Origin of the sequence: Membranihabitans marinus, from assembly GCF_019802045.1 — a bacterium.
GTDB lineage: Bacteria > Bacteroidota > Bacteroidia > Chitinophagales > Saprospiraceae > Membranihabitans > Membranihabitans marinus_A.
The window spans coordinates 67970-89709 of the sequence record NZ_JAHVHU010000019.1 but is presented as its reverse complement, the minus strand read 5'-3'; the positions used below and the strand labels follow the sequence as shown (position 1 = coordinate 89709).

The 21740-nt window shown below is 42.9% G+C and carries 17 protein-coding genes and 1 rRNA gene; 15 read left to right on the top strand and 3 right to left on the bottom strand.

Annotation, left to right across the window (positions count from 1 at the left end):
* Positions 1-195, bottom strand: a 16S ribosomal RNA gene (locus KUV50_RS17390); the annotation flags it as partial.
* Positions 196-2020: 1825 nt separating this feature from the next.
* On the opposite strand from KUV50_RS17390, the gene KUV50_RS17385 reads away from it, so the two are divergent.
* From KUV50_RS17385 to KUV50_RS17315, 15 genes are all read left to right on the top strand, one after another.
* Entirely contained in the window at positions 2021-2515 is a 495-nt protein-coding gene (locus KUV50_RS17385; protein ID WP_222581464.1) for a c-type cytochrome, read from the top strand.
* Positions 2516-2538: 23 nt separating this feature from the next.
* Complete coding sequence (locus tag KUV50_RS17380) at positions 2539-3123, top strand: fasciclin domain-containing protein (RefSeq protein WP_222581463.1); 585 nt, start codon at positions 2539-2541, stop codon at positions 3121-3123.
* 41 nt (positions 3124-3164) lie between these two features.
* Positions 3165-5120, top strand: coding sequence for a Sec-dependent nitrous-oxide reductase (gene nosZ / locus KUV50_RS17375; protein ID WP_222581462.1), 1956 nt, complete (start codon positions 3165-3167; stop codon positions 5118-5120).
* A gap of 164 nt (positions 5121-5284) precedes the next feature.
* A complete protein-coding gene (locus tag KUV50_RS17370; protein ID WP_222581461.1) occupies positions 5285-5896 on the top strand; it encodes a hypothetical protein in 612 nt (203 codons plus the stop codon).
* Between the two features lie 25 nt (positions 5897-5921).
* The gene (locus tag KUV50_RS17365) at positions 5922-6374 is read left to right on the top strand and encodes a nitrous oxide reductase accessory protein NosL (protein WP_222581460.1); all 453 of its coding nucleotides are present in this window, start codon (positions 5922-5924) and stop codon (positions 6372-6374) included.
* 145 nt (positions 6375-6519) lie between these two features.
* Positions 6520-7788, top strand: coding sequence for a nitrous oxide reductase family maturation protein NosD (locus tag KUV50_RS17360; protein WP_222581467.1), 1269 nt, complete (start codon positions 6520-6522; stop codon positions 7786-7788).
* 48 nt (positions 7789-7836) lie between these two features.
* Complete coding sequence (locus KUV50_RS17355; protein ID WP_222581459.1) at positions 7837-8559, top strand: ABC transporter ATP-binding protein; 723 nt, start codon at positions 7837-7839, stop codon at positions 8557-8559.
* Entirely contained in the window at positions 8544-9326 is a 783-nt protein-coding gene (locus tag KUV50_RS17350; RefSeq protein WP_222581458.1) for an ABC transporter permease, read from the top strand. The genes KUV50_RS17355 and KUV50_RS17350 overlap by 16 nt, the downstream gene beginning before the upstream one ends.
* A 315-nt stretch (positions 9327-9641) precedes the next feature.
* Complete coding sequence (locus KUV50_RS17345) at positions 9642-10784, top strand: glycosyltransferase (RefSeq protein ID WP_222581457.1); 1143 nt, start codon at positions 9642-9644, stop codon at positions 10782-10784.
* Positions 10785-10813: 29 nt separating this feature from the next.
* Positions 10814-12112, top strand: a complete 1299-nt coding sequence (locus KUV50_RS17340) for a glycosyltransferase family 4 protein (protein ID WP_222581456.1) — start codon at positions 10814-10816, stop codon at positions 12110-12112.
* Positions 12113-12412: 300 nt separating this feature from the next.
* Entirely contained in the window at positions 12413-13378 is a 966-nt protein-coding gene (locus KUV50_RS17335; RefSeq protein ID WP_222581455.1) for a Gfo/Idh/MocA family oxidoreductase, read from the top strand.
* A gap of 11 nt (positions 13379-13389) precedes the next feature.
* Positions 13390-14445, top strand: coding sequence for a non-hydrolyzing UDP-N-acetylglucosamine 2-epimerase (gene wecB / locus KUV50_RS17330; protein ID WP_222581454.1), 1056 nt, complete (start codon positions 13390-13392; stop codon positions 14443-14445).
* A 102-nt stretch (positions 14446-14547) separates the two neighbouring features.
* The gene (locus KUV50_RS17325) at positions 14548-15198 is read left to right on the top strand and encodes a class I SAM-dependent methyltransferase (RefSeq protein ID WP_222581453.1); all 651 of its coding nucleotides are present in this window, start codon (positions 14548-14550) and stop codon (positions 15196-15198) included.
* A 72-nt stretch (positions 15199-15270) separates the two neighbouring features.
* A complete protein-coding gene (locus tag KUV50_RS17320; protein WP_222581452.1) occupies positions 15271-16449 on the top strand; it encodes a glycosyltransferase in 1179 nt (392 codons plus the stop codon).
* Between the two features lie 59 nt (positions 16450-16508).
* Positions 16509-17993, top strand: coding sequence for a lipopolysaccharide biosynthesis protein (locus KUV50_RS17315; protein ID WP_222581451.1), 1485 nt, complete (start codon positions 16509-16511; stop codon positions 17991-17993).
* Between the two features lie 14 nt (positions 17994-18007).
* Here KUV50_RS17315 and KUV50_RS17310 read toward each other — a convergent pair whose 3' ends face one another.
* On the bottom strand, positions 18008-19069 hold the full coding sequence (locus KUV50_RS17310) for a glycosyltransferase family 4 protein (RefSeq protein ID WP_222581450.1): 1062 nt from the start codon (positions 19067-19069) through the stop codon (positions 18008-18010).
* 12 nt (positions 19070-19081) lie between these two features.
* Positions 19082-21493 carry a YfhO family protein gene (locus tag KUV50_RS17305; RefSeq protein WP_222581449.1) on the bottom strand — a complete coding sequence of 804 codons (2412 nt, stop codon included), beginning with the start codon at positions 21491-21493 and terminating at the stop codon, positions 19082-19084.
* Positions 21494-21740: the final 247 nt, after the last annotated feature.

Sequence of the window (21740 nt, the reverse complement as noted above, 5' to 3'; positions counted from 1 at the left end):
ATGCAGCTCGGTATCCACATCCGATATTATTCACCGTTTCCAGTGACTATCCCAGACTTATAGGTAGATCGTGTACGCGTTACTCACCCGTCCGCCACTCGTCAGCAGGAGCAAGCTCCTCTGTTACCGTACGACTTGCATGTATTAAGCCTCCCGCTAGCGTTCATCCTGAGCCAGGATCAAACTCTCCATTGTATTGTTGTTCGTATATTGAAACACCAAGATCCGAAGATCTCAATGCAATACTTATTGTGCTGTCTGATCAATTCATGACTCTCTAACTAGCAAAAATTTGCTTTTCGTTATCGAAACTCTCATTTTTTAAAAAACTTGGTTTCTTACCTTTCTTTCTCCCAATCTATCAAAGAACTTTTCTTCAAAAGCGAGTGCAAATATAGGAATTAATATTCCACACCACCAAACTTTTCTGAAAATAATTTCAGAAAAGCCTATTTTCGAAAAGGACAACTAATATACAAAAAAGACTTTATCCTACCTATTATTTTAACATATTCCCATACATGCAGTTGATATAATCTTTTTGGAGCTTACAACAGAATTATATTTTTTTTCATAAATTTTCAAATAAACTTTACAGCATAATAATTGGCTCCCATAAAAGGTGACTTTGATCAATCTTTGCCCCGGCCAACCCCGCTATTACCTTTGTATCCATCGAAATAACATTCCCTGTTGCCCACATTGAAGATGAAACTCCCATAAACCCAGTGTCCACAGGTATGAATTAAAAACCTACTCCTTGCAACTGCCCTGTATTTTTACAAACGTGGCTGGATTTGAATGTGCAATGCAGTCCTGTGATGAAATAGAATTCGGATTGGAATACACTTCATAACTCACATTGTTCTTACTGAATGTCCATGGCTACGAGTCACCACGAAAGATTGACACAAAAATGCGAGTGCTTCGATTTACACATTACGTACAGTATTGACGAGGCTATTTATTGACAAATCGAGAAATCGACCGAGAAAAGTTCCTAACCCGCAATTTCATGGCGTTTGATTTATGAGGGAACCATAATACCCTCATTTTGGGTGGTAGGATGAGAGAACCGACCTGCCCCCGCCTTGACTGTAAGAGGGGCTCTGTCCCGAGGATAATGTATGAATCAAAAGTCAAACCTCACCCAAAATCGGGCTGTGCAACACGCCCAATTTTGGGGTTTAAGTAATTGACACACTGTGCATTATGTGTCACAATAGATTGACGTGCCGAATAAAGCGGGCTAAGTCGTGTCCCCATAAATCCATCAGATCCTTGGCGAGGAACGGCGAATCCCATGTGAGGGTTGGCTCGAAAAACAACCGTAGCTTCATTCGGATTTTGAGGATAAAAAGCTGGTATATAAGAATCCGCCAATAATGTTTTGTCAATGGGAGCACTAAAAAAAATGGAACTGCACTCACTGGTTGCAATTCCATTTAACCTGATTCATTCGGGGTTTACAATTTGTTTCTTTTGGGGTCCTCTTCATGGAGGTTATCTAATCAAGAAAAAAACCTTCAAAATAATTTGCCGCGTTTAGCTTGCGCGGATCGAGAATGAACCACTGGTGTAAATATATAATATGTACCGATAATTTACTACGCTATATAATAATCGGTCGTTATTCAGAATGAACGGGAAAATTTATCGACTCGATCAGTATGCCCTTTCCTTTCTGGTAAGAAAACCCATCCGTTACACCAGATTTTCCACCGCTGCATGGCATGGTTCCCGTCTGCTCCCATTGGGTTTATTCTTCATTTGAGCATTATCCCTCAGGTGTTTTTCGCCCGATAACTCCTTATGTTGAATAAACTTACATGAAGTCGCCTCTTGCGAAAAGTATCCGCACAATGCTCAGCAAAGACCCTACCCCACATCTTGTAGCAACAACCATTCGGAAAAATTATTTAGGAGTTTTTGGTCTTTTTATCCATTTTATGATCTGAATCATAAAATACCTCTATATCCTTAATTATCTTTACACTTGAAATCAAAACCACTACATACCATGAAAACACTTGCAAAATTCATTTTACCCGTTCTCGGATTTTTAATACTCAGCTGTGGAGGCAGTGGTGAAGGAGATTCTTCTTCATCCAGTACTACTTCCGGAGCGGAGACATCCACGGAGTCCCCCAAATCAAAGGTCAAAGCTTCCGAACGAATTGATCTGGAGAACAAGGGCGTGGGTCCCGTGACGTCGGTCACCCTCGATCCCGAAATAGACCGAAAACTGGCTGTGGAAGGCAAAAAAGTTTTTGATCAGATGTGTATTGCCTGCCACAAACCTGACTCAAAGTTCATCGGTCCAGCTCCAAAAGACATTTTGGATCGAAGATCACCGGAATGGGTCATGAATATGATTCTAAACCCCGAGGTCATGATCAAAGAAGACCCGCTGGCCAAAGATCTGTTGATGGAGTTTAATGGTTCTCCGATGGCCAATCAGAATTTAACGGAAGATCAAGCCCGAGCCATTCTGGAGTACTTTAGGACGCTATAAATACACGCCTAAACCATATAATTATGAAAAGACCTATGAATTGGAAGGCTTTCGTTGCTTTCCCTGTAGCACTATTGTTTTTCACACAATGCAATAATGCCGATCAATCCGGTGAAGAAGCCAGCAGAAACACACCCTCTGCCACCCTATCAAAAGAACAAGGTCAGGCCTTCGTGGAAGATGACGTATCGGATCCCAATGTGCTGCAGGTGGCCATGCAATCGAAGGACCATACGACCCTGGTCGCTGCAGTCCAAGCCGCAGATCTGGAAAACGCACTGGTCAATGCGGGCCCCTTGATGGTCTTTGCTCCGACTAATACAGCTTTTGATGCGTTGCCCGAAGGAACGGTAGAGAATCTACTTAAACCAGAAAACAAGGATCAGCTGGCCAACATTCTGAAGTACCACGTTACACCCGGCAACTACAGCAAAGATTTTTTGAAAAAATTCAAAAAAGTAGGGCAAGCGAATAATCAAAACGCACCGGTAGAAGTCAAAGGGGATGACGTCTATGTTAGCGGAGCAAAAATCATAGCCAGTATCCCCGCCAGCAATGGCATTGTCCACGTGATAGATCAGGTGATGTTACCTCCTGACAATGAATAACACACAAATTATTTACGCAGTATTCTTTTAAATAACACATTATGAAAACATTCAATTTTTTAATCCTTATAAGCGCAGCCCTGGTCATCGGATTGACCAGCTGCAATAATCAGGGCCAAAAGTCCAGCGGTGCACTGACTGCCAATGCTGCAGAACGCACCTATATACCGCCTGGAGAGTATGACGAATTTTACGGCTTCCTGTCCGGTGGATTTAGTGGTCAGCTTTCGGTATATGGGATTCCTTCAGGAAGATTGCTCAAAGTGATTCCGGTGTTTTCTCAGGATCCTGAAAAGGCCTATGGGTACAACGAAGAAACCAAGCCGATGCTCAACACCACACACGGCTTCATTCCATGGGACGACACCCACCACCCGGACATCTCTCAGACCAATGGAGAACTTGACGGCCGATGGGTCTTTATGAACGGCAACAATACACCCCGCGTAGCTCGAATTGATCTGGAAACTTTTGAAACCGCCGAAATTATTGAATTGCCGAACAGCGCCGGAAACCACAGTTCAGCCTTCGTGACTGAAAACACGGAATACGTGATCGCCGGCACGCGTTTTGGCATACCTATTCCTCAAAAAGACATGCCGATTGCAGACCGTAAAGGTAATTTCGGGGCCAGCTTTTCATTTCTCAGCGTCGATCAGGACAACGGCGAAATGGATCTCTCTTTCCAAATCCGGGTCCCTGGCTTTGACTACGATCTGGCTCACCCGGGCCGGGGCAAATCGCACGGGTGGTATTTTGTAACGACCTACAACACCGAAGAAGCGCACACCCTCCTGGAAGTCAATGCGTCTCAAAACGACAAGGACTTTATTGCTGCCATCAACTGGAAAAAGGCCGAAGAATATATTGAGAATGGTGATTTTACGACAGAAGCCACCGAATATGCGCACAATATTTATGATGAACATACCCATACCGCTACCTCTACGATCAAAAAGGAAGTACGCGTCCTGGACGCACGGGAACTTCCGGGGCTGGTTTATTTCCTGCCCACTCCAAAATCACCACACGGTTGTGACGTAGATCCTACGGGTGAATATATCGTCGGGAATGGCAAGCTGTCCGCTGATCTGACAGTCCATTCGTTCTCTAAAATGCTGGACGCCATCGAAAATGAAAAATTTGATGGGGAAGCCTACGGTATTCCGATCCTGAATTTTGAAGATGTACTGGGTGGAACCGTCGTGCAGCCGGGACTCGGACCGCTTCACACAGAGTTCGATAATAACGGAAATGCATACACCACTTTCTTTATTTCTTCAGAAGTCGTCAAATGGAAAGTAGGTACCTGGGAGATCCTGGATCGAAAGCCAACCTATTATTCAGTAGGTCACTTGAGTATACCCGGTGGAAACTCACAAAAACCCTGGGGTAAATACATGGTGGCTATGAACAAGATCACCAAGGATCGTTATCTGCCCACCGGACCAGAAATGAACCACTCGGCACAGCTATACGATATCACTGGCGACAAAATGGAACTACTCCTGGATTTTCCGACCATCGGCGAACCCCATTATGCGTCCATGATTCCTGCTGATATGATCATGTCCAAATCCAAAAAAATCTACAAGCTGGCCGAAAACGAACATCCACACGCTACGACGAACGATGGCGATGTCCGCATCGAACGGGATGGGAACAATGTCCATATATACATGACCATGATCCGAAGTCACCTGAATCCGGATAATATCGAAGGAATCAAGGTCGGCGACAAAGTTTACTTCCACATAACCAACCTGGAGCAAGACTTTGATGTGCCTCATGGATTTGCCATGATGGGTGCGAACAACTCCGAATTACTGATCATGCCCGGCCAAACAGAAACCATGGTCTGGGAACCCAAAAAGGTCGGAATTTGGCCATTCTATTGTACCGATTTCTGCAGTGCGCTACACCAAGAGATGCAAGGACTGATCCGGGTTTCACCCGCCGACAGCGACGTGGAGCTATCCTGGTCATTAGGGGAATGATAAAAAACCTTGTTATTAGATAAAGAAGTAGTGTTTTCAATAGTTAAGTGGGTCAGGGCATCTTTAGGACCTGCCCCACTTTTCTTATTTTATCCGTACAACCAGACCAGATAAACCGGTTGGAAAACAACAGGATGCAGAAACTACTTTCCAAAACTTAAAGTATGAAAAAAGGAGGAATTTTAATGATCATAGGTGCAGCCCTCCTGATAGGACTGTTCGTATTTCCATTGTGGAACATCAGATTGGGTGCACCCCAGTATCCGGATCCACTCGGAATGAATATACACATTAACAAACTGGCGGGGGAAGAGGAATTTGACATTCAAAACATTGATGGGCTCAACCATTACATCGGCATGCAAACCCTCCCCAAGGAAGGTGAAATGTGGGAATTTGAGGTATTTCCTTACGTGGTGGGAATTATGATCGGACTGGGAATTTTAATCGGAATCTTAGGTTTCCTGGCCAAAGTGGGACCGGGCTGGTTCCTGGGATGGTTTATTCTCATGTCGGTGCTTGGAATCCTGGGAGTCTATGACTTCAATATCTGGCTGACAGACTATGGCAGCAATCTCGATCCGCATGCGATCATGAAACTCACGCATCCGGACGGCACTCCGATGACTTACAAGCCCCCCCTATTTGGTTATCAGAAAATGCTTAATTTTGATGTGTACTCCTATCCCAGCACAGGAGGATATATGATGTTTGTCGGGATGGCATTGACTTTTGTTTCTTTTTTCGTGGGCCGAAAAGAGTGGGCAAAAAATTAATCATTGACAAACAATAATTTGAGTCATGAAGAATCTTGTTTTTTATTGCTTGTTTATAGCCACTGTACTCGCCTGTAGCATAGAGCCTCAGCCGATCGATTACGGTTCGGACATGTGCGAATACTGTCATATGACCATCGTGGACAAGCAACATGGGGCTGAAATAGTCACTCAGAAAGGACGAGCCTATAAATTTGACGCGATCGAATGCATGATGAATTACAGAAAGACCATCGACGATTCCACAGTGAAGTTCTATCTGATCAATGATTATAACGAACCCGGGACACTGGTGGATGCGACGGCGTCTACTTTTCTGATTAGTGAGAATATTCCCAGTCCGATGGGGGCTTTTCTATCCGGCACAATCAGCCATGACGACGCGGTAAAATTACAAAGTGTAAATGATGGCACTTTATACACCTGGAACGAGCTGACCAGTTACTTCAAGGATACCGAAGGAGTTATTAATCATTGATTATAAATTGTCGATGATTGATGATGTCTGAGCACCTGGATCATTTTGGAGGTGCCAGAAATGAAAACATTTAATGCCAAGATGGTATGGGCATCAGGAGTTTCTTGTTCATACTTCTGGTTTATCCAACCCCGAATTATTGAAAATGCTACTACAAAAACACATTCTTGATATTTTTATTTTTGCTCTAAGCACCTTGTTCGTCGGGCAACTGCGGGCTGACACGATCGAAGTATGCGCCACCTGTCCCGTGACAACCTTACAAGCAGGCATTGACCAGGCCTCCCCGTACGATACGGTACAGGTGGCAGCTGGGACTTACCCGGAATACAACATAGTTATTAACAAACCCCTCTATCTACTTGGTATCGGCCAACCGATTATCGATGGAGAAAACAAGGGAGAAATCGTACAAATCACATCGGATAGTGTCACCCTGGACGGATTTGTGATTCGCCATGTAGAGACGAGTTATACCAAAGACCACGCAGCGATACGCATTATCAAAAGTCGAGATTTCATACTTCAAAATCTGATTCTGGAAGATTTTCTTTTTGGCATCTATCTCCAAAAATCTCACCATGGGATCATTCGAAACAATTATCTGAACGGACATGCGACCAATGAGTTTGGATCGGGCAATGGCATCCACCTGTGGTATGCCCAGCACGTCTTGATCGAAGGCAACGAGATCGAACAAGCCCGGGATGGCATTTACTTTGAGTTTGCCGACAGTTGCGTCATCAGAAACAACTATAGTCACCACAACATCCGGTATGGTCTTCATTTTATGTTTTCGAACCACGACCAGTATGAGCGGAACACCTTCGAACAAAATGGCGCAGGAGTCGCGGTCATGTTTTCCAAACACATCGACATGCGGCACAACACCTTTATGAATAACTGGGGCGCTTCTTCGTACGGACTTTTATTGAAAGAAATCAACGATGCAGAAATTATCGGCAACAAGTTTATCAAAAACACGATCGGAATCAACGTCGAAGGCACCAACCGGATTAATTATCAGAACAATGAATTTAAAGATAATGGCTGGGCACTAAAAATCCGGGGAGCCATCTATACCAATGTCTTCACGAAGAACAACTTTTTACACAACTCTTTCGACTTGTCCTATAACAGCAATCTCAATGACAATGTTTTCGAAAAGAACTACTGGAGCAATTATACGGGCTATGACCTGGATAGGGACGGCTTGGGGGATGTCCCTTTCCGGCCCGTGAATTTGTTTTCATACATTGTGAATAAAACACCGGAGACGATTATTTTACTCAGAAGTCTGTTTATGGATTTAATCGATTTTTCTGAAAAAGTGTCGCCGGTATTCACGCCCGATAATCTGATGGATCCGACGCCATTGATGAAACCATTTCAAAGCGATTTGCCACCCGACTAGCCGATCCTTAATATGAACCAGACAATAATGCAATCAACAAAGGAATCCATGATATCGATACATAGTCTTTACAAAAGCTTTGGACAAAACAAGGTCCTCAATGCGCTGGATGTAACAATCCAGGAAGGAGGTATTTTTGCCATCCTTGGACCCAATGGTTCCGGAAAAACGACGCTGATCAAAAGTATCCTCGGCATGGTAATTCCGGATTCCGGTGAAATCTCCATAAACGATGTTTCGGTGAGAGAAAGCTGGAAATACCGCCAAAAAATAAATTATATGCCGCAGATCGCTCAATTTCCCGGCAACCTTCGGGTCAATGAACTCATCCGGATGATCAAAGATCTGCGGCAAAAACCCGCTGTTGAAGCTCCGTTGATCAATAAATTTAACCTGGAGCCCTTTCTGGACAAAAAACTGAGCACGCTATCGGGCGGTACCAAGCAAAAAGTAAATATTTTGCTTGCTTTCATGTTTGACAGTCCGCTGCTTATCCTGGACGAACCCACTACCGGGCTTGACCCGGCCTCATTGATCATTCTCAAGGAAATGATCCACCGGGAAAGACAAGCCGGAAAGACCATCTTGGTGACTTCGCACATTATGCAATTTGTGGAAGAGATCGCTGACGAAATCATTTATTTACTCGAGGGCAAGATTTATTTCAAAGGATCCATAGCTGAATTGAAACTAAAGACCAGCCAGGATAATTTTGAACATGCAATCGCCGCCATCTCAATGAACAAAGAAGAATCATGGGTAAAATATTAAAATACAGTTTTTTTGACCTGATGCGCAGCCGGTGGAGTTATGTTTACTTCATATTTTACCTGGCGCTGGGCTTTATGCTGCTTTTCCTGAACAACGATCTATCAAAAGCCGTGATCACCATGATGAACGTGATCATTGTTTTGGTGCCGCTGATCGGGACCATTTTCGGAATCATGTACTATTACAACTCCCGGGAATTTACAGAGTTGCTCCTGGCCCAACCCATAAAACGATCCAATATCTTTCTGGGTCAATACCTGGGCGTAGCCGTATCACTGTCTTTGAGTTTGGTTTTGGGGCTGGGTATTCCTTTTGTGTTATATGGGCTGTTTCAGAGCAATGCGATCTGGGATTTTAGTTTGTTACTGATCACGGGTGCTTTCCTTACGTTTATTTTCACCGCGCTGGCCTTTAATATAGCCTTGTCCAATGAAAATAAAATCAAAGGATTCGGGTATGCGGTATTGTTGTGGTTGTTTATGGCCGTGATCTTTGACGGGTTATTTCTATTGACGTTGGTCATGTTTGAGCAATACCCGCTGGACAAATTTTCTTTGATTGCCACCATGTTCAATCCAATTGATTTGTCCCGGATTCTCATTTTACTGAAGCTCGATATATCGGCGTTACTGGGTTATACGGGCGCGGTATTTAAGCAGTTTTTCGGAACGAATTTGGGGTTATTTACTTCGCTGGGGGTACTTGTTTTGTGGACCGTATTACCAGTATGGAGGTTGGTCTGGGTCTCGAAGAAAAAAGATTTCTAGACACATCGCCCCGTCAGGGCTCATACCCCTTACTCAATTTGTTTCGATCCCAACCGAAGGGCTGCACCCATCGAATGGATAAACGAGCCTTTTCTGAGCCCTAAAGGGGCGATGGTGGTAGATGATCAGCAGGCCAGAGAAAGGCGGCCACCCCCTATCGACCCGTTCTACGCCCTTTGCTCAATACAGTTCGTTCCGGTCGGGTCTTTAGGATGAAAATGGTATCTTGCACCTTTTAAGGACACCTTATATATATGTGATCTAAAATAGGGATGTTCGTTAAATCATCGCATTTTTAAAGACGCTAAAAAATTCATGAGAATAATTATTATAGGTCCCGCCTACCCCTACCGCGGAGGAATCGCAGATACCAACGAATCCTTGTGTCAATCACTCAATGAAAATGGCCACGATGCATCCATCATCACTTTTACGGTCCAATACCCGGATTTTTTGTTTCCCGGAAAAAGTCAGTACAATACCGAACCAAACACCTACCCGTATGATATTGACCGGATGATCCATGCCCTGAACCCCGTCAACTGGTTTCAGGTTGCCCGCCGAATTAATACGATGAAACCAGATCTGGTGATCGTGCGTTACTGGATGCCCTATTTTGCCCCTGCCCTGGGGACCATCGTCCGGCGCCTGGACAAAAGCATCCAAACCATCGCCATGTGCGACAATGTTATTCCCCATGAAAAAAGACCTGGAGACCGTGCGCTGACCACCTATTTTACGGGCTCTTTTGATGGGTTTATCACACTGTCCAAAACGACACTTCGAGAACTCGACGAATTCACAAACAAACCTAAAACCTCCTACCCTCATCCCATTAATAAAAATCTGGGGGAAATAATTTCCCAAAACGAAGCTCGGGACCACCTCGACCTCGATGAAAATACCCACTATATGTTGTTTTTTGGATTGGTCCGGGACTACAAGGGACTCGATCTCACGCTGCAGGCTTTGAGTAAACCGGTGGTCAAAAATCTCAATATCCACCTTTTGGTCGTCGGAGAATTTTATGAGCCCCGGGAAAAATATGATACTATTATTGATGAACTGGGAATTGGTGATCAGGTCACGATCATAGATCACTTTATTCCCACTTCTGAAATCAAATATTATTTCTCGGCAGCAGACCTGATCATACAAACATACAAGACAGCCAGCCAAAGCGGTGTTTCCCAGATCGCCTATCATTTTGAATGCCCCATACTGGTCACCGATGTTGGTGGGCTGGGTGAAGTGGTCCTGCACCAAAAAACAGGCTACGTGACGGAAAAAGACCCCGAAGATATCGCTCATTGCATAGCGGATTACTTCGAGAACAACCGGCGGAAACCTTTCAGTCTCACCATGCAGCAGGAAAAACCCAAGTACAGCTGGAAGGTCTTTTCAGAAAAGATTATCGATCTTTATCACCAATTACAAAAAACGGAAGGACCGGATTAGGAACCATCTGATTTCCAGAAAAAACACCCATGCCAAGCAAAAGACCAACTAAAAAAGTACTGATCATCACCTATTACTGGCCACCGGCTGGCGGACCCGGGGTTCAGCGGGTCCTTAAATTCACCAAATACCTGCGGGAATTTGGTTGGGAACCGGTGATTCTCACAGTTGAGAATGGAGAATACCCGGCCATGGATGCCAGTCTGGTCCACGACATCCCGGACGGAACGAAGGTTTACAAAACCAAAGCATTGGAGCCTTTTCAGCTATATAAGGTGGTAAGTGGACAAAAAAAAGACTCCAGGATTGACAACTATGTGCTCAAGAATAAAAAAACCGGCTTCATGGCACGATTGTCAAAATGGATCCGATTCAATGTTTTCCTTCCCGATGCCCGGGTTGGGTGGGTTCCATTTGCGATCAGGCAAGGCCGAAAAATCCTAAGAGACGAAAACATCGATCTGATTTTTTCTTCTTCCCCCCCGCATTCTTTGCAATTGGCTGCTCAGCAGTTGGCCCGGAAATCAAAATTACCCTGGGTGGCCGACTTCCGGGATCCCTGGACTTCGATCGTTTATTATCAAGATGAGCCAAGGGCAGCAGTAGCCCGGAAGTTCGATGAACGATTGGAAAGAAGAGTTCTTCGGGAAGCAGACCGGATCGTGACCATAAGCAAAGCGACCAAAGATGAGTTGGATCAAATCGGTCAACGCAAGGATACCGTTGTCATTTACAATGGCTATGATGCGGCAGACTTCAGTCCACAGGCCACTAATTCACAGAGTCAAAAAATAAAAATCACCTACGCAGGATTTCTTTCCGATACCCGAATACCTCAATCATTACTTACAGTGTTGGCTAATGCCCCTACCGGCAAGTATGCCGACATCGAGCTCCACCTTTACGGAAAAAGCTCTGCTGGGTTTAATCAATTGGTGGAAAATCTTCATTTGACCTCCAAAGTGATCCATCATGGGTACGTAGACCACGACACATTGGTCCAAAATCTTTGCGCATCCGACGCTTTATTGATGGTCGTGGACGATGTATCGGACAACAAAGGAATTCTGACGGGGAAGCTGTTTGATTACATGGGGACACAAAAACCCATCATTGCGATCGGTCCGAAAAACGGCGAAGTCGGGCAGATCATCGCTCATTCGGATTCGGGGTGGTATGTGGAGTACGATGATGTTTCGGGCATGGAAAAATGCCTCAACGAACTCACCCGGGGTCAGTATGAATTTAAATTTCACACCGAAGATTTTGAACGGAGGAATCTCACCCGAAAGCTGGCAAAGGTATTGGATGAAGTGGCCCGGTCGTGAATGTAGCATGGAAATGTAGCCGTCCCCAACTCCCAACTCGTTGGGGACCAGCTCCGTATGCGTTTAGCGTATCAATAGGGAATAAGTAGGTATCCCCGGGAAGAAGTGCCTTACCGCTTGTCAGTGGCACAAGCTCTGTCTTTGGAAAGCAATTCTGCCCAAGAGCTGGAGCTCTTGCATCCCGGAATACAAACTATTAACATCTAAGAACCTCCCAAACCCTCTAAATCCTAACCTCCTAAAACCTTAAACCTATTTATTTTTAATACATTTGTTTGCATCAATAAAATCGAATAGATCATGAAAGATTTTGCGCTCATCGGTGCGGCCGGCTACATTGCCCCCCGGCATATGAAAGCCATCAAGGATACTGGGAATCAGCTGGTTGCCGCGCTGGACAAATTTGATTCCGTGGGAATTATCGACAGCTATTTTCCGCAAGCGGATTTTTTCACTGAGTATGAGCGATTCGATCGGCACATCGAAAAACTTAAGCGCCAGGGGCGGGACATTGATTATGTATCCATCTGTTCGCCCAATTATTTGCACGACGCGCACATTCGTTTTGGTTTGCGGCACGGGGCAGATGTCATCTGTGAAAAACCGCTGGTACTCAACCCCTGGAACGCCACAGCATTGCAGGAGATAGAAAAAGAACATAATAAAAAAGTCTATTGCATTCTCCAGCTTCGCTTGCATCCCAGCGTGATCGAACTCAAAAAACAGGTGGAAGCAGCTCCGTCGGATAAGGTGTGGGACATCGACCTGACCTACCTGACCTCGAGGGGCCACTGGTATTACACCAGCTGGAAGGGTGAAAATGAAAAATCAGGGGGGATCGCGACCAATATTGGCGTTCATTTCTACGACATGTTAATGTGGATTTTTGGACCGGTTCAAAAAAGTACGGTTCACCTGCATACCCACGATCGGGCTTCCGGCTTGCTCGAGCTGGAGCGCGCTCGCGTGCGATGGTTTCTGAGCATTAATTATGAGGTCATTCCGGAGCACATTAAAGAAACCGGCGCCCGCACCTACCGGTCGCTGCAAATCGGTGACCAGGAATTTGAATTCAGTGGCGGATTTACCGAATTGCATACCCGTTCCTACGAACACATTCTTGATGGAGAGGGGTTTGGGATCAGCGATGCCACCGCAGCGATCCATCTCGTGCATGAAATACGCAACGCTGAAACGACGGGGCTTGATGGTAACGAACACCCCCTGGCCCGATTGCCATTGGCAAAACACCCTTTTAAAAAATAATCGTTCGAAAGATGAAACATAAAATCGTCGTTGTAATCGGAGCCCGGCCGCAATTTATAAAACATGCCCCGCTCGAAGAGGCACTGAAGCCCTATTTTGAGGTGGTCACGGTTCATACCGGGCAACATTACGATGAGAATATGAGCAAGGTCTTTTTTGATGAATTAGCCATGAATAAGCCGGCGTACAATCTGGAGGTCGGCAGCAAGTCTCATACTGCCCAAACCACGGAAATTATGATGGGGTTGGAAAAGGTATTGGAGGAAGAAAGACCTGATATGGTACTCTTATATGGGGATACCAACAGCACCCTGGCAGGTGCGCTCGTAGCTTCTAAAATGAAGATTCCCATTGGTCACGTGGAAGCCGGATTACGAAGCTTCAATCGAGCCATGCCGGAAGAAATCAACCGGGTAGTCACGGATCATGTCAGCACCTTATTGTTTGCACCTACGGACGTCGCTGTTCATCATTTGGCCCGGGAAGGGATTACCAAGGGTGTCGCCCTGTGCGGGGATGTGATGTACGATTTACTGAAGATGGTTCAGATCAAGGGGTTAATAACAGAAAATGAAGATCCCGGTTATTACTACACCACGATCCATCGGCCATACAACACCGATGATCCGGAACGATTGCTAACGCTTTTCAGACAATTGAATACGCTGGATAAGGAAGTCATCTTTTCCATACACCCCCGGACCCGCCATCTCGCCAATCGTTATCAAATAGATCTGACAGTTTTTACAAACATTCGGTTTATCGATCCCGCTTCTTACCTGGAGAATATTAATTATTTATACAATGCCAATGCACTAATCACCGATTCGGGCGGCATGCAGAAAGAGGCTTATTTTTTACGGAAGCAATGCGTCACCATTCGTTCCGAAACCGAATGGACAGAAACGCTGGAAAACGGATGGAATACGCTGTGTTTTGATGATTTGTCGATACTTCAGGAGATACTGGATACGACACCCGGCCGTTATATAAATGATTTGTACGGAAGCGGCAATGCAAGTGGTGTAATAAGAATGGAAATAAGTAATTATCTGAATAATCCATGATTACGGGCAAGATCTGAAATAATTTCTAATGACGTACGGCCACCGACAGATATTACAATAGATTCAAGGCTATATTTTTTTGCGCAAAAACAAGGTAACACTATGGATGTAAAAGGACAGCAAAGGGAGAGCTCCCTAGAAGCAGATTGTTATTTCTCATCTGCATATTTTGAAAAGAAACAGATTCTTTCCCAGATTCATCAATTTGAATTAATCAAAAAGCATGGTGTCAAAAACATTTTAGAAATAGGACCTGGGAATGGATTAACTTCCTTCTTGATAAAATCGAGTGGGTACGACTTAACGACTTTTGATATAAACGAAAACCTTAAACCAGATGTCTTAGGAGATATAACCAAAATCAATAGCTATTTTGATAATTCGGAATTTGACACCATCTTGTGTTGCGAAGTGCTTGAGCACTTGCCTTTTATTGAATTTGAGCATATTATTGAAAAGTTATCTCACCTGTCAACGCGGACTATTATTCTCTCTCTTCCGCAAAACAAGAAGAATTTTTTAGATATTGACTTTTCATTTCGTTTCTTGCATTCACGTAGTTTCAATTTTAATATTTTTCGACGCTTTGGAAATAATAAGCTTCCCGATCAACATTTTTGGGAGGTAGATTCGTCAAAATCAACTTCAGCTAAACAACTTGAAGCAATTTTATCCAAACATACCCATATACTGAAAAAAGAGTCTTACTATGCGAATAGGTATCATATATTCTATGTTCTGACTCCTAAGTGAATATTAAATCAGAATGGAAATTAGGTCAGATTCAGCAACTACCTCTTACGAAATAAGCTAAATGCTTTTGAAATGCACCTTTATATAATATCATATTATTTTATTCCTTATGCTGGTGTAGGCACCCGACGGATCGAGTACTTTATTCGATATCTTCTTAAAAAGGGTTATATAATAACTGTATTTAAAGCTGATAATTCGTTCTATCCAGAACTATCAGAGACCCAGTTGACACACGATCGGTTGACTACAATAAATATTCATTCATCTTCCCAGAAAAAGAACAAATGGTATCAGGCTTACTATACAGGTGTTGTGGAGAGGATAAAAAGTCATGGTAAGCCAAATTTAATAATCTATTCTGCGGGACCATTCTTTTATCTCAAAATGTCATCTCTAATCAAACGGGAGTTTGGAATACCTTATATTATTGACTTTCGAGATACATATTTGAACACAAAAGGCTTTTACGAAAAACATAAAAAATTTTCAGCAAAACGGACTCTAAGATTTTTACTATTCAGGTTATTTGACGAACACAAAGAAGCTATTTTAAATGCAGACTGTATCACAACAGTAACTAATGCTGAAAAACAAAACCTTATAAAGCATTATGGTTCATCACTTCAGAAGAAAATAGTAACTGTAAGGAATGGCTTCAATGATCTATTAATCAACTCAATGAAAGAGTCAAAAATCCAGACTCAAAAAAAGAGCATTAACTACAAAATAGGTGTTTTTGGTAAATTTGCTTATTACCGACCACAAGATGTTGATATCCTTCTCAATGCAATTTTAGCTCAACAAGTTTCATCTTCTGTTACTCTATATCTAATCGGAAAGAAAGAAAATGTATTTAATGAGCGCTTGCGAAATGACAATCATAAAATAAATTTGATTCAAACAGGTTTTATGGGTTATTCAGCGGGTCTAAAGCTCTTAGCACAGTGTGATATTCTAGTATTGAATAATAGGTCATCGAATGCACTAGGAACCAAGATTTTTGACTACATCGCACTGAACAAGCCCATTATTGCATTTGCAAACCCCGACAGTGAAATTGCAAACTTACTACTACCTTTTGAAAATGCTTTCGTAATAGAAAATGAGACAGAATGTAAAGAAGTTATTAGCTCCATTTTTGATTTACACATTACTTATTTAGACCAGAATATTAACCTTTTTGATTATTCCCGGTTAAGCCAAACCAAAATTTTTGAAAATCTTATAGAAGAGAATTTACAAACGTAATAATGCAAATTTCTGAATGTTTCCTGATCCAATCATACCAATAAAATAACAGTAACATAATGGGTGTGATCAAACGACAAGGCATTAAGCAAACCATAGTCAGTTATTTGGGAGTGACTATTGGATTTGTTTCGACATTGTTTATTTACCCCCTCGAAGAGTCGATGTATGGTATCGCCAAGTTTATGCTCGGTACTGCTGGCTTAATTGGACCAGTTTTATCCTTAGGAATAGATAGTCTTGTTATCCGATTTTTCCCAGAATTCAAAAACAAGAATAAAAGTCATTTTGGTTTTTTAGGGCTGCTTGTTCTGCTTGCTACGCTTAGTTTTTTGATGGCGACGAGTATTCTATTTTTATTCAAAAATGATTTCTACGTTTTATTAGAATGGCTGAGAATGGATGTTGATGTATTTTCAGACAATATTTTGGAAATCACTACATTAACTTTCTTGTTAATTTTAATCACGATTTTAACTAAATACATTAGTAACTTCCGATTGATCGTTGTACCCGGCATAGTCAATTCCTTGTTTTTCAAGATTGGACTACCAATACTAATTCTATTGTTTCACTATCAAACAATTTCAATTCCGGGATTCAAATGGGGGCTTATAATAATTCATGGGATCATCGTCTTCTCATTGCTTATTTATATTCACAAAATTGGAGAACTGCACCTGAAACCAATGACCTCCATTTTAACCAGGAGACGAATATCGAGCATGGTGAGGTATTCTCTGTATGGTATGGTTGGAAATTTTGGCTCCAATATTGCTTTTAGAGTCGATGCGATAATGACAGCTACTTTACTTAGTTTCCGAAGCACAGGAATTTATGGAATAGCAGAAAACATAACCAATGTAATTATAACACCCTATCAATCCATGTCTAGTATCGCTTCACCAATAATTTCGCAAAATATGAAATCTGAGAAATTTGCTGAAGTTAATAAGCTTTATAAATCTTCCTCCCTCATATTGATGATTGCAGGTATAACATTATTGACCTGTGTTTATGTGTCTATCGATGATATATTCCGACTATCCAATAAATACGATACGCTGGTAATGGGTAAAAATGTGGTTTTATTGCTTGGAATAGCAAAGGTTTTTGATATGACTACAGGACTAAATAGCCAGATCATAAACTACTCTCCGTTTTATAGCTTTAATCTGTACATGGTTATAACACTCGGCATCTTGAATATTTATTTCAACTTTACCTTTATCCCCATTTATCAACTTAATGGTGCAGCATTAGCCACCTTGCTTTCACTCACCCTCTACAACCTATTAAAATTTGTTTTCGTATGGAAAAAATTTGATATGCAACCTTTTTCTTGGAAGCATGTGTGGGTATTATTGATCGGAATTCTTGCGTATTTGGTCGGTCACTTTATACCCAAGACAGGATATTTACTACTTACGATTGCATTAAAATCCGGAATTACATTATCTATAATTGCATCACTCGTACTGTATTTCAAAATATCTCCAGACCTCAATCAATTAATATACAGGCTATTAAAATGGCGAAAATAATGTAAAAATGGTTTTTAAGTTAAGATGGTTAACAACTTTCTTTCGCGAATATCAAAAGTATAATCTTTGATCACCTTATCTCGTGCCATTTTACCCATTTTAGCTTTGTCTGATATAGAAAGTACATGATTTAGGATTGATTCAAGCTCTCTGATGTCTCTTTTTTTCAGGATAAATCCAGTGTCTCCTATGATTTCAGGAATCATATTGGCCGAAGATCCAATAGGTATGCATTCAGTTAACATGGCTTCACAAAGGGCACAACCAAATCCTTCAAATATGGATAATTGCAGATAGAAAGTGGACTTTCGATAATACATCCTCAATTCTTCTGGTGACAACCGTCCTAACCAAATCACATTGTCTGGCGGAGCTACGTCCAGATCAATCGTAGATGTACCTGCAATATAGAAGGTTGCATTAGGAAACTTTTTCGCTGCTTTGACTATCAAATCACCTCCCTTTCTTTTATACTGAGCTTCAGATAACACAGTTATAAAGGAGTTCTCAGATCTATTTGTATTGGTAGAATCCTTTATCCAGAATTTGGGATCCAATCCATTAAATATAGTTCTAAAAGAAGTCTTCAACTTTGGAAAAAAATGAAGTATTCCTTGCGTTTTTTCATTCTTATCTGCTGAATCATAATAAGTGTTGATGGTATGTTTAAGTGAATCACTGACAGGTAAAATCATGGTTGACAACGAATACGACCAAGCGCACACCATCTTTAACGGTTGTTTTCGAAGCATCCCATAGTTGATCGATGGTATAGAACAACAGTCTGTTCCATGAACAATTATATAAACTGGAATTCCAAGTACACGTCCCATCATCGCTGGAATGAGAGCCCAATAACCTCCAAATGACACGACTATAGCATCAAGTTTATACATATTAAATACGATAAGCCAAAGTTGCTGAAGCATATACCACAGCGTAAATTTTTTATTCTTCCACGGGTATATATTTGTGATGACGTTAAAGTGACGGGATAGAATTTTAATGTCGCCCTTAATAAAGCTTTCCATGAAAGGAGCGACAAATAATACATTTTTTATGTTCTTACTTTTCATTTCAATCCGATACTAAGCTTTACGGTAATTGGGTCGAACATGACGAAAAAGATAATACACAATTAATAATAACAACAAAATCGTCGAACCCAGCGATATTTTCTCGCCCAAATAATAACTATCAGGCTCAAAAGTCAACCGCACTTCGTGTTCTCCGGCGGGCACCTCCACGGCACGCAATAAAAAATCGGTCCGAATCAATGGAACTTCTTCCCCATCTACGGTGGCAGCCCAACCCGGACCATCGTACCACACCTCCGAAAGAACAAGTAAACCTTCCCCGGTATTATTCGTCTGATAGATCATATCATCGGGAATTTTTTGGGTCCGTTCGACCGTGCCGACCGAATATTCTGTTTTGCCCTCCAGGACATCACCAAATGCCTCCCTATTGATCACCGCGGTGGATTCCGTGTTCAGATTTTCCAACTGCCTGAATTCTTCATCGGCACTGTTGACATAATCGACATTCCGGACAAACCAGGCGGCACCGTTCGCATTGGGGTTCTGTTGAACCGCTCCGTTTTGATTGATGATGTATTTGGTATTGAGCATATTGAGTACCTGCTGATTCCCTTTGCTGATGTACCCATCGATGACATCCTGATACCGGGACATTTTCACAGCATGATACCCCCCGATGGTGTTGTGGTAGTAGGAGGTCCTATTGGAATTGAAAGTATTGATTGAATAATCCAGTACCCGGTAATCTGCTCTGTTCTGCTCCCGGGAAAGTATCTGTTCATCAACAGGACGCGGGGTAAAGGTCTGATTGTATTCCCGCGAACTCACAAAATTGTCCATATTAAAATACCGGTAACTGACCGGCAGCGCATCGATCAGAAAGACTACTCCCAATGCCAAAGAAAGAGTTCCGACATTGAGCTTTTTCTTATAAAAGGCCCACAAAGGAAGAGCTGCCAATACTGCCATCAAAAATGAGCGAAATGCATCCTGCCTCAGCAAAGCCTGCCGGGCTTCTTTGATCACATCCAGGACATTTTGCTGCGCAAAACTCTGCGCATTGACGCCTTCAAAGGAAAACAAACTGCCACCAAGTAAAGCAATGATCAAACACAACCCCGCTACCGAACCGGTGCGGATCCAAAACCCTCTGGGAATGGCGGTGATCTTCCGGGACGTGATCTGTTGCTGCCAGTGATCCAATCCGGTGACGGCTCCGAAAGCCAAAAACAATGGCAAGATGCTTAAAGCACTGTTGGGCGCCCGAAAATTATTGAACATCGGAAAATAATCAAACAAAATATGATTGAACCAGGCGGCATTCTTTCCCAGCGATAGCAACATGGTCATTACTGTAGCCCCCCCATACAACCAACGCTGGCCCACAGTCAGAAATGGAAACACAAAAACCAAGACCAGGATCAAAGCCGCTCCAAAGTAAATCGGTCCGGAAGTAAAAGGTAATTCACCCCAATACAGCGGGCCCAAGTATTTGCCGCCTTTCTTGGGCGAATTGTTCTGACGCAGCAGATCTTCGAGTTGTGTACCATGCGGCACCGGTTCCTGGCTCCCCCCGCCCACGGCACCGGGAATCAATGATGCCCACAGGTCGTTTGTGCCATTGCTCCATTGCATCGCATATTCCCAACCCAGACCTTCCGTCGTATTGGTCTGCGCTTCCTGCTCCAGCACCGACCCGCCCCGGGTCGACGCTTCCTTGTACTCCAGGGAGGTCCAGATGCGGGAGGTATTGGATGCGACACCCAACGCCAACCCCAATATCAAAATACCGTACACCTTCCCAAGCGTCGCAATCTGACCAGCCCGCAATCCTTCGACCAATTTGTAAATCAAATAGGGTATCATGGCCAAAGCAAAATAATAGACCATCTGCGGGTGATTCGCCAAAATCGACATGACAGCGCCCAGTGCAAATAAAATTCCACCCAGCAAATAATTTTTCCGGAACAAAATAATGATCCCGCTCAGCAGTAAAGGCAGATAAAAAATGGTCACGATCTTACTCATGTGGCCAGCACTAAATAATATAAAATTATTTGCTGACCACACCGCGACGATCGCGCCGAGCGTCGCCAACCAATGGTTGACTCGCATGGCCTTAAGACTCAAAAACATGACGATCAACCCCAATAAAAAATAACCGATGGGTCGCTTAAAAATCGTGAAGAACAAATCCTGAACCGTTTTCAGCACATTTCCCTGGTACTTTAAACTGACAAAGTAAGACGGCATCCCTGAAAATATCGCATCAGACCAAAGGACTTCCCGGCCGGTTTCTTCCCGCAATTCCCGGATTTCCTGACTTTTGGCCATATATTCGACCGTATCTCCGGCTTTGTATATTTTTCCTTGCAACTGGGGGTAAAATAGGACAACGCTGATCACGAGAAATAGGCCAAGCGAAACAGCGGTCCGGATAAGATTCTTTTTATTGATCATCCTGCGGTAGGTATTTATTGGTAGACAAAGTTATTGAATTAAGATAGAAAAGTGATATCCCGTTGGATTATTGTATCAAAGCAACTTTTAACCCCACTGAATCCTGAAAAATCATTGATCCGTCAGCCTGAAAATCCTGGTACATCACGCACTAAATACGTATTACTATAATGCCCGACGATTTTCGCAAAACTTGCGCCATCGGCCGCGTAACGGAGCACGAGCTATGGCGGTATTGACTATCTAA

What these genes read in the sequence shown, in the direction of transcription:
- KUV50_RS17325 (WP_222581453.1), top strand. Translation starts at nt 14,548, where the DNA reads ATGGATGTAAAAGGACAGCAAAGGGAGAGCTCCCTAGAAGCAGATTGT.
- KUV50_RS17345 (WP_222581457.1), top strand. Translation starts at nt 9,642, where the DNA reads ATGAGAATAATTATTATAGGTCCCGCCTACCCCTACCGCGGAGGAATC.
- KUV50_RS17365 (WP_222581460.1), top strand. Translation starts at nt 5,922, where the DNA reads ATGAAGAATCTTGTTTTTTATTGCTTGTTTATAGCCACTGTACTCGCC.
- KUV50_RS17320 (WP_222581452.1), top strand. Translation starts at nt 15,271, where the DNA reads ATGCACCTTTATATAATATCATATTATTTTATTCCTTATGCTGGTGTA.
- KUV50_RS17340 (WP_222581456.1), top strand. Translation starts at nt 10,814, where the DNA reads ATGCCAAGCAAAAGACCAACTAAAAAAGTACTGATCATCACCTATTAC.
- KUV50_RS17385 (WP_222581464.1), top strand. Translation starts at nt 2,021, where the DNA reads ATGAAAACACTTGCAAAATTCATTTTACCCGTTCTCGGATTTTTAATA.
- KUV50_RS17380 (WP_222581463.1), top strand. Translation starts at nt 2,539, where the DNA reads ATGAAAAGACCTATGAATTGGAAGGCTTTCGTTGCTTTCCCTGTAGCA.
- KUV50_RS17335 (WP_222581455.1), top strand. Translation starts at nt 12,413, where the DNA reads ATGAAAGATTTTGCGCTCATCGGTGCGGCCGGCTACATTGCCCCCCGG.
- wecB (WP_222581454.1), top strand. Translation starts at nt 13,390, where the DNA reads ATGAAACATAAAATCGTCGTTGTAATCGGAGCCCGGCCGCAATTTATA.
- KUV50_RS17315 (WP_222581451.1), top strand. Translation starts at nt 16,509, where the DNA reads ATGGGTGTGATCAAACGACAAGGCATTAAGCAAACCATAGTCAGTTAT.
- KUV50_RS17360 (WP_222581467.1), top strand. Translation starts at nt 6,520, where the DNA reads ATGCTACTACAAAAACACATTCTTGATATTTTTATTTTTGCTCTAAGC.
- KUV50_RS17305 (WP_222581449.1), bottom strand. Translation starts at nt 21,493, where the DNA reads ATGATCAATAAAAAGAATCTTATCCGGACCGCTGTTTCGCTTGGCCTA.
- KUV50_RS17350 (WP_222581458.1), top strand. Translation starts at nt 8,544, where the DNA reads ATGGGTAAAATATTAAAATACAGTTTTTTTGACCTGATGCGCAGCCGG.
- KUV50_RS17370 (WP_222581461.1), top strand. Translation starts at nt 5,285, where the DNA reads ATGAAAAAAGGAGGAATTTTAATGATCATAGGTGCAGCCCTCCTGATA.
- KUV50_RS17355 (WP_222581459.1), top strand. Translation starts at nt 7,837, where the DNA reads ATGATATCGATACATAGTCTTTACAAAAGCTTTGGACAAAACAAGGTC.
- nosZ (WP_222581462.1), top strand. Translation starts at nt 3,165, where the DNA reads ATGAAAACATTCAATTTTTTAATCCTTATAAGCGCAGCCCTGGTCATC.
- KUV50_RS17310 (WP_222581450.1), bottom strand. Translation starts at nt 19,069, where the DNA reads ATGAAAAGTAAGAACATAAAAAATGTATTATTTGTCGCTCCTTTCATG.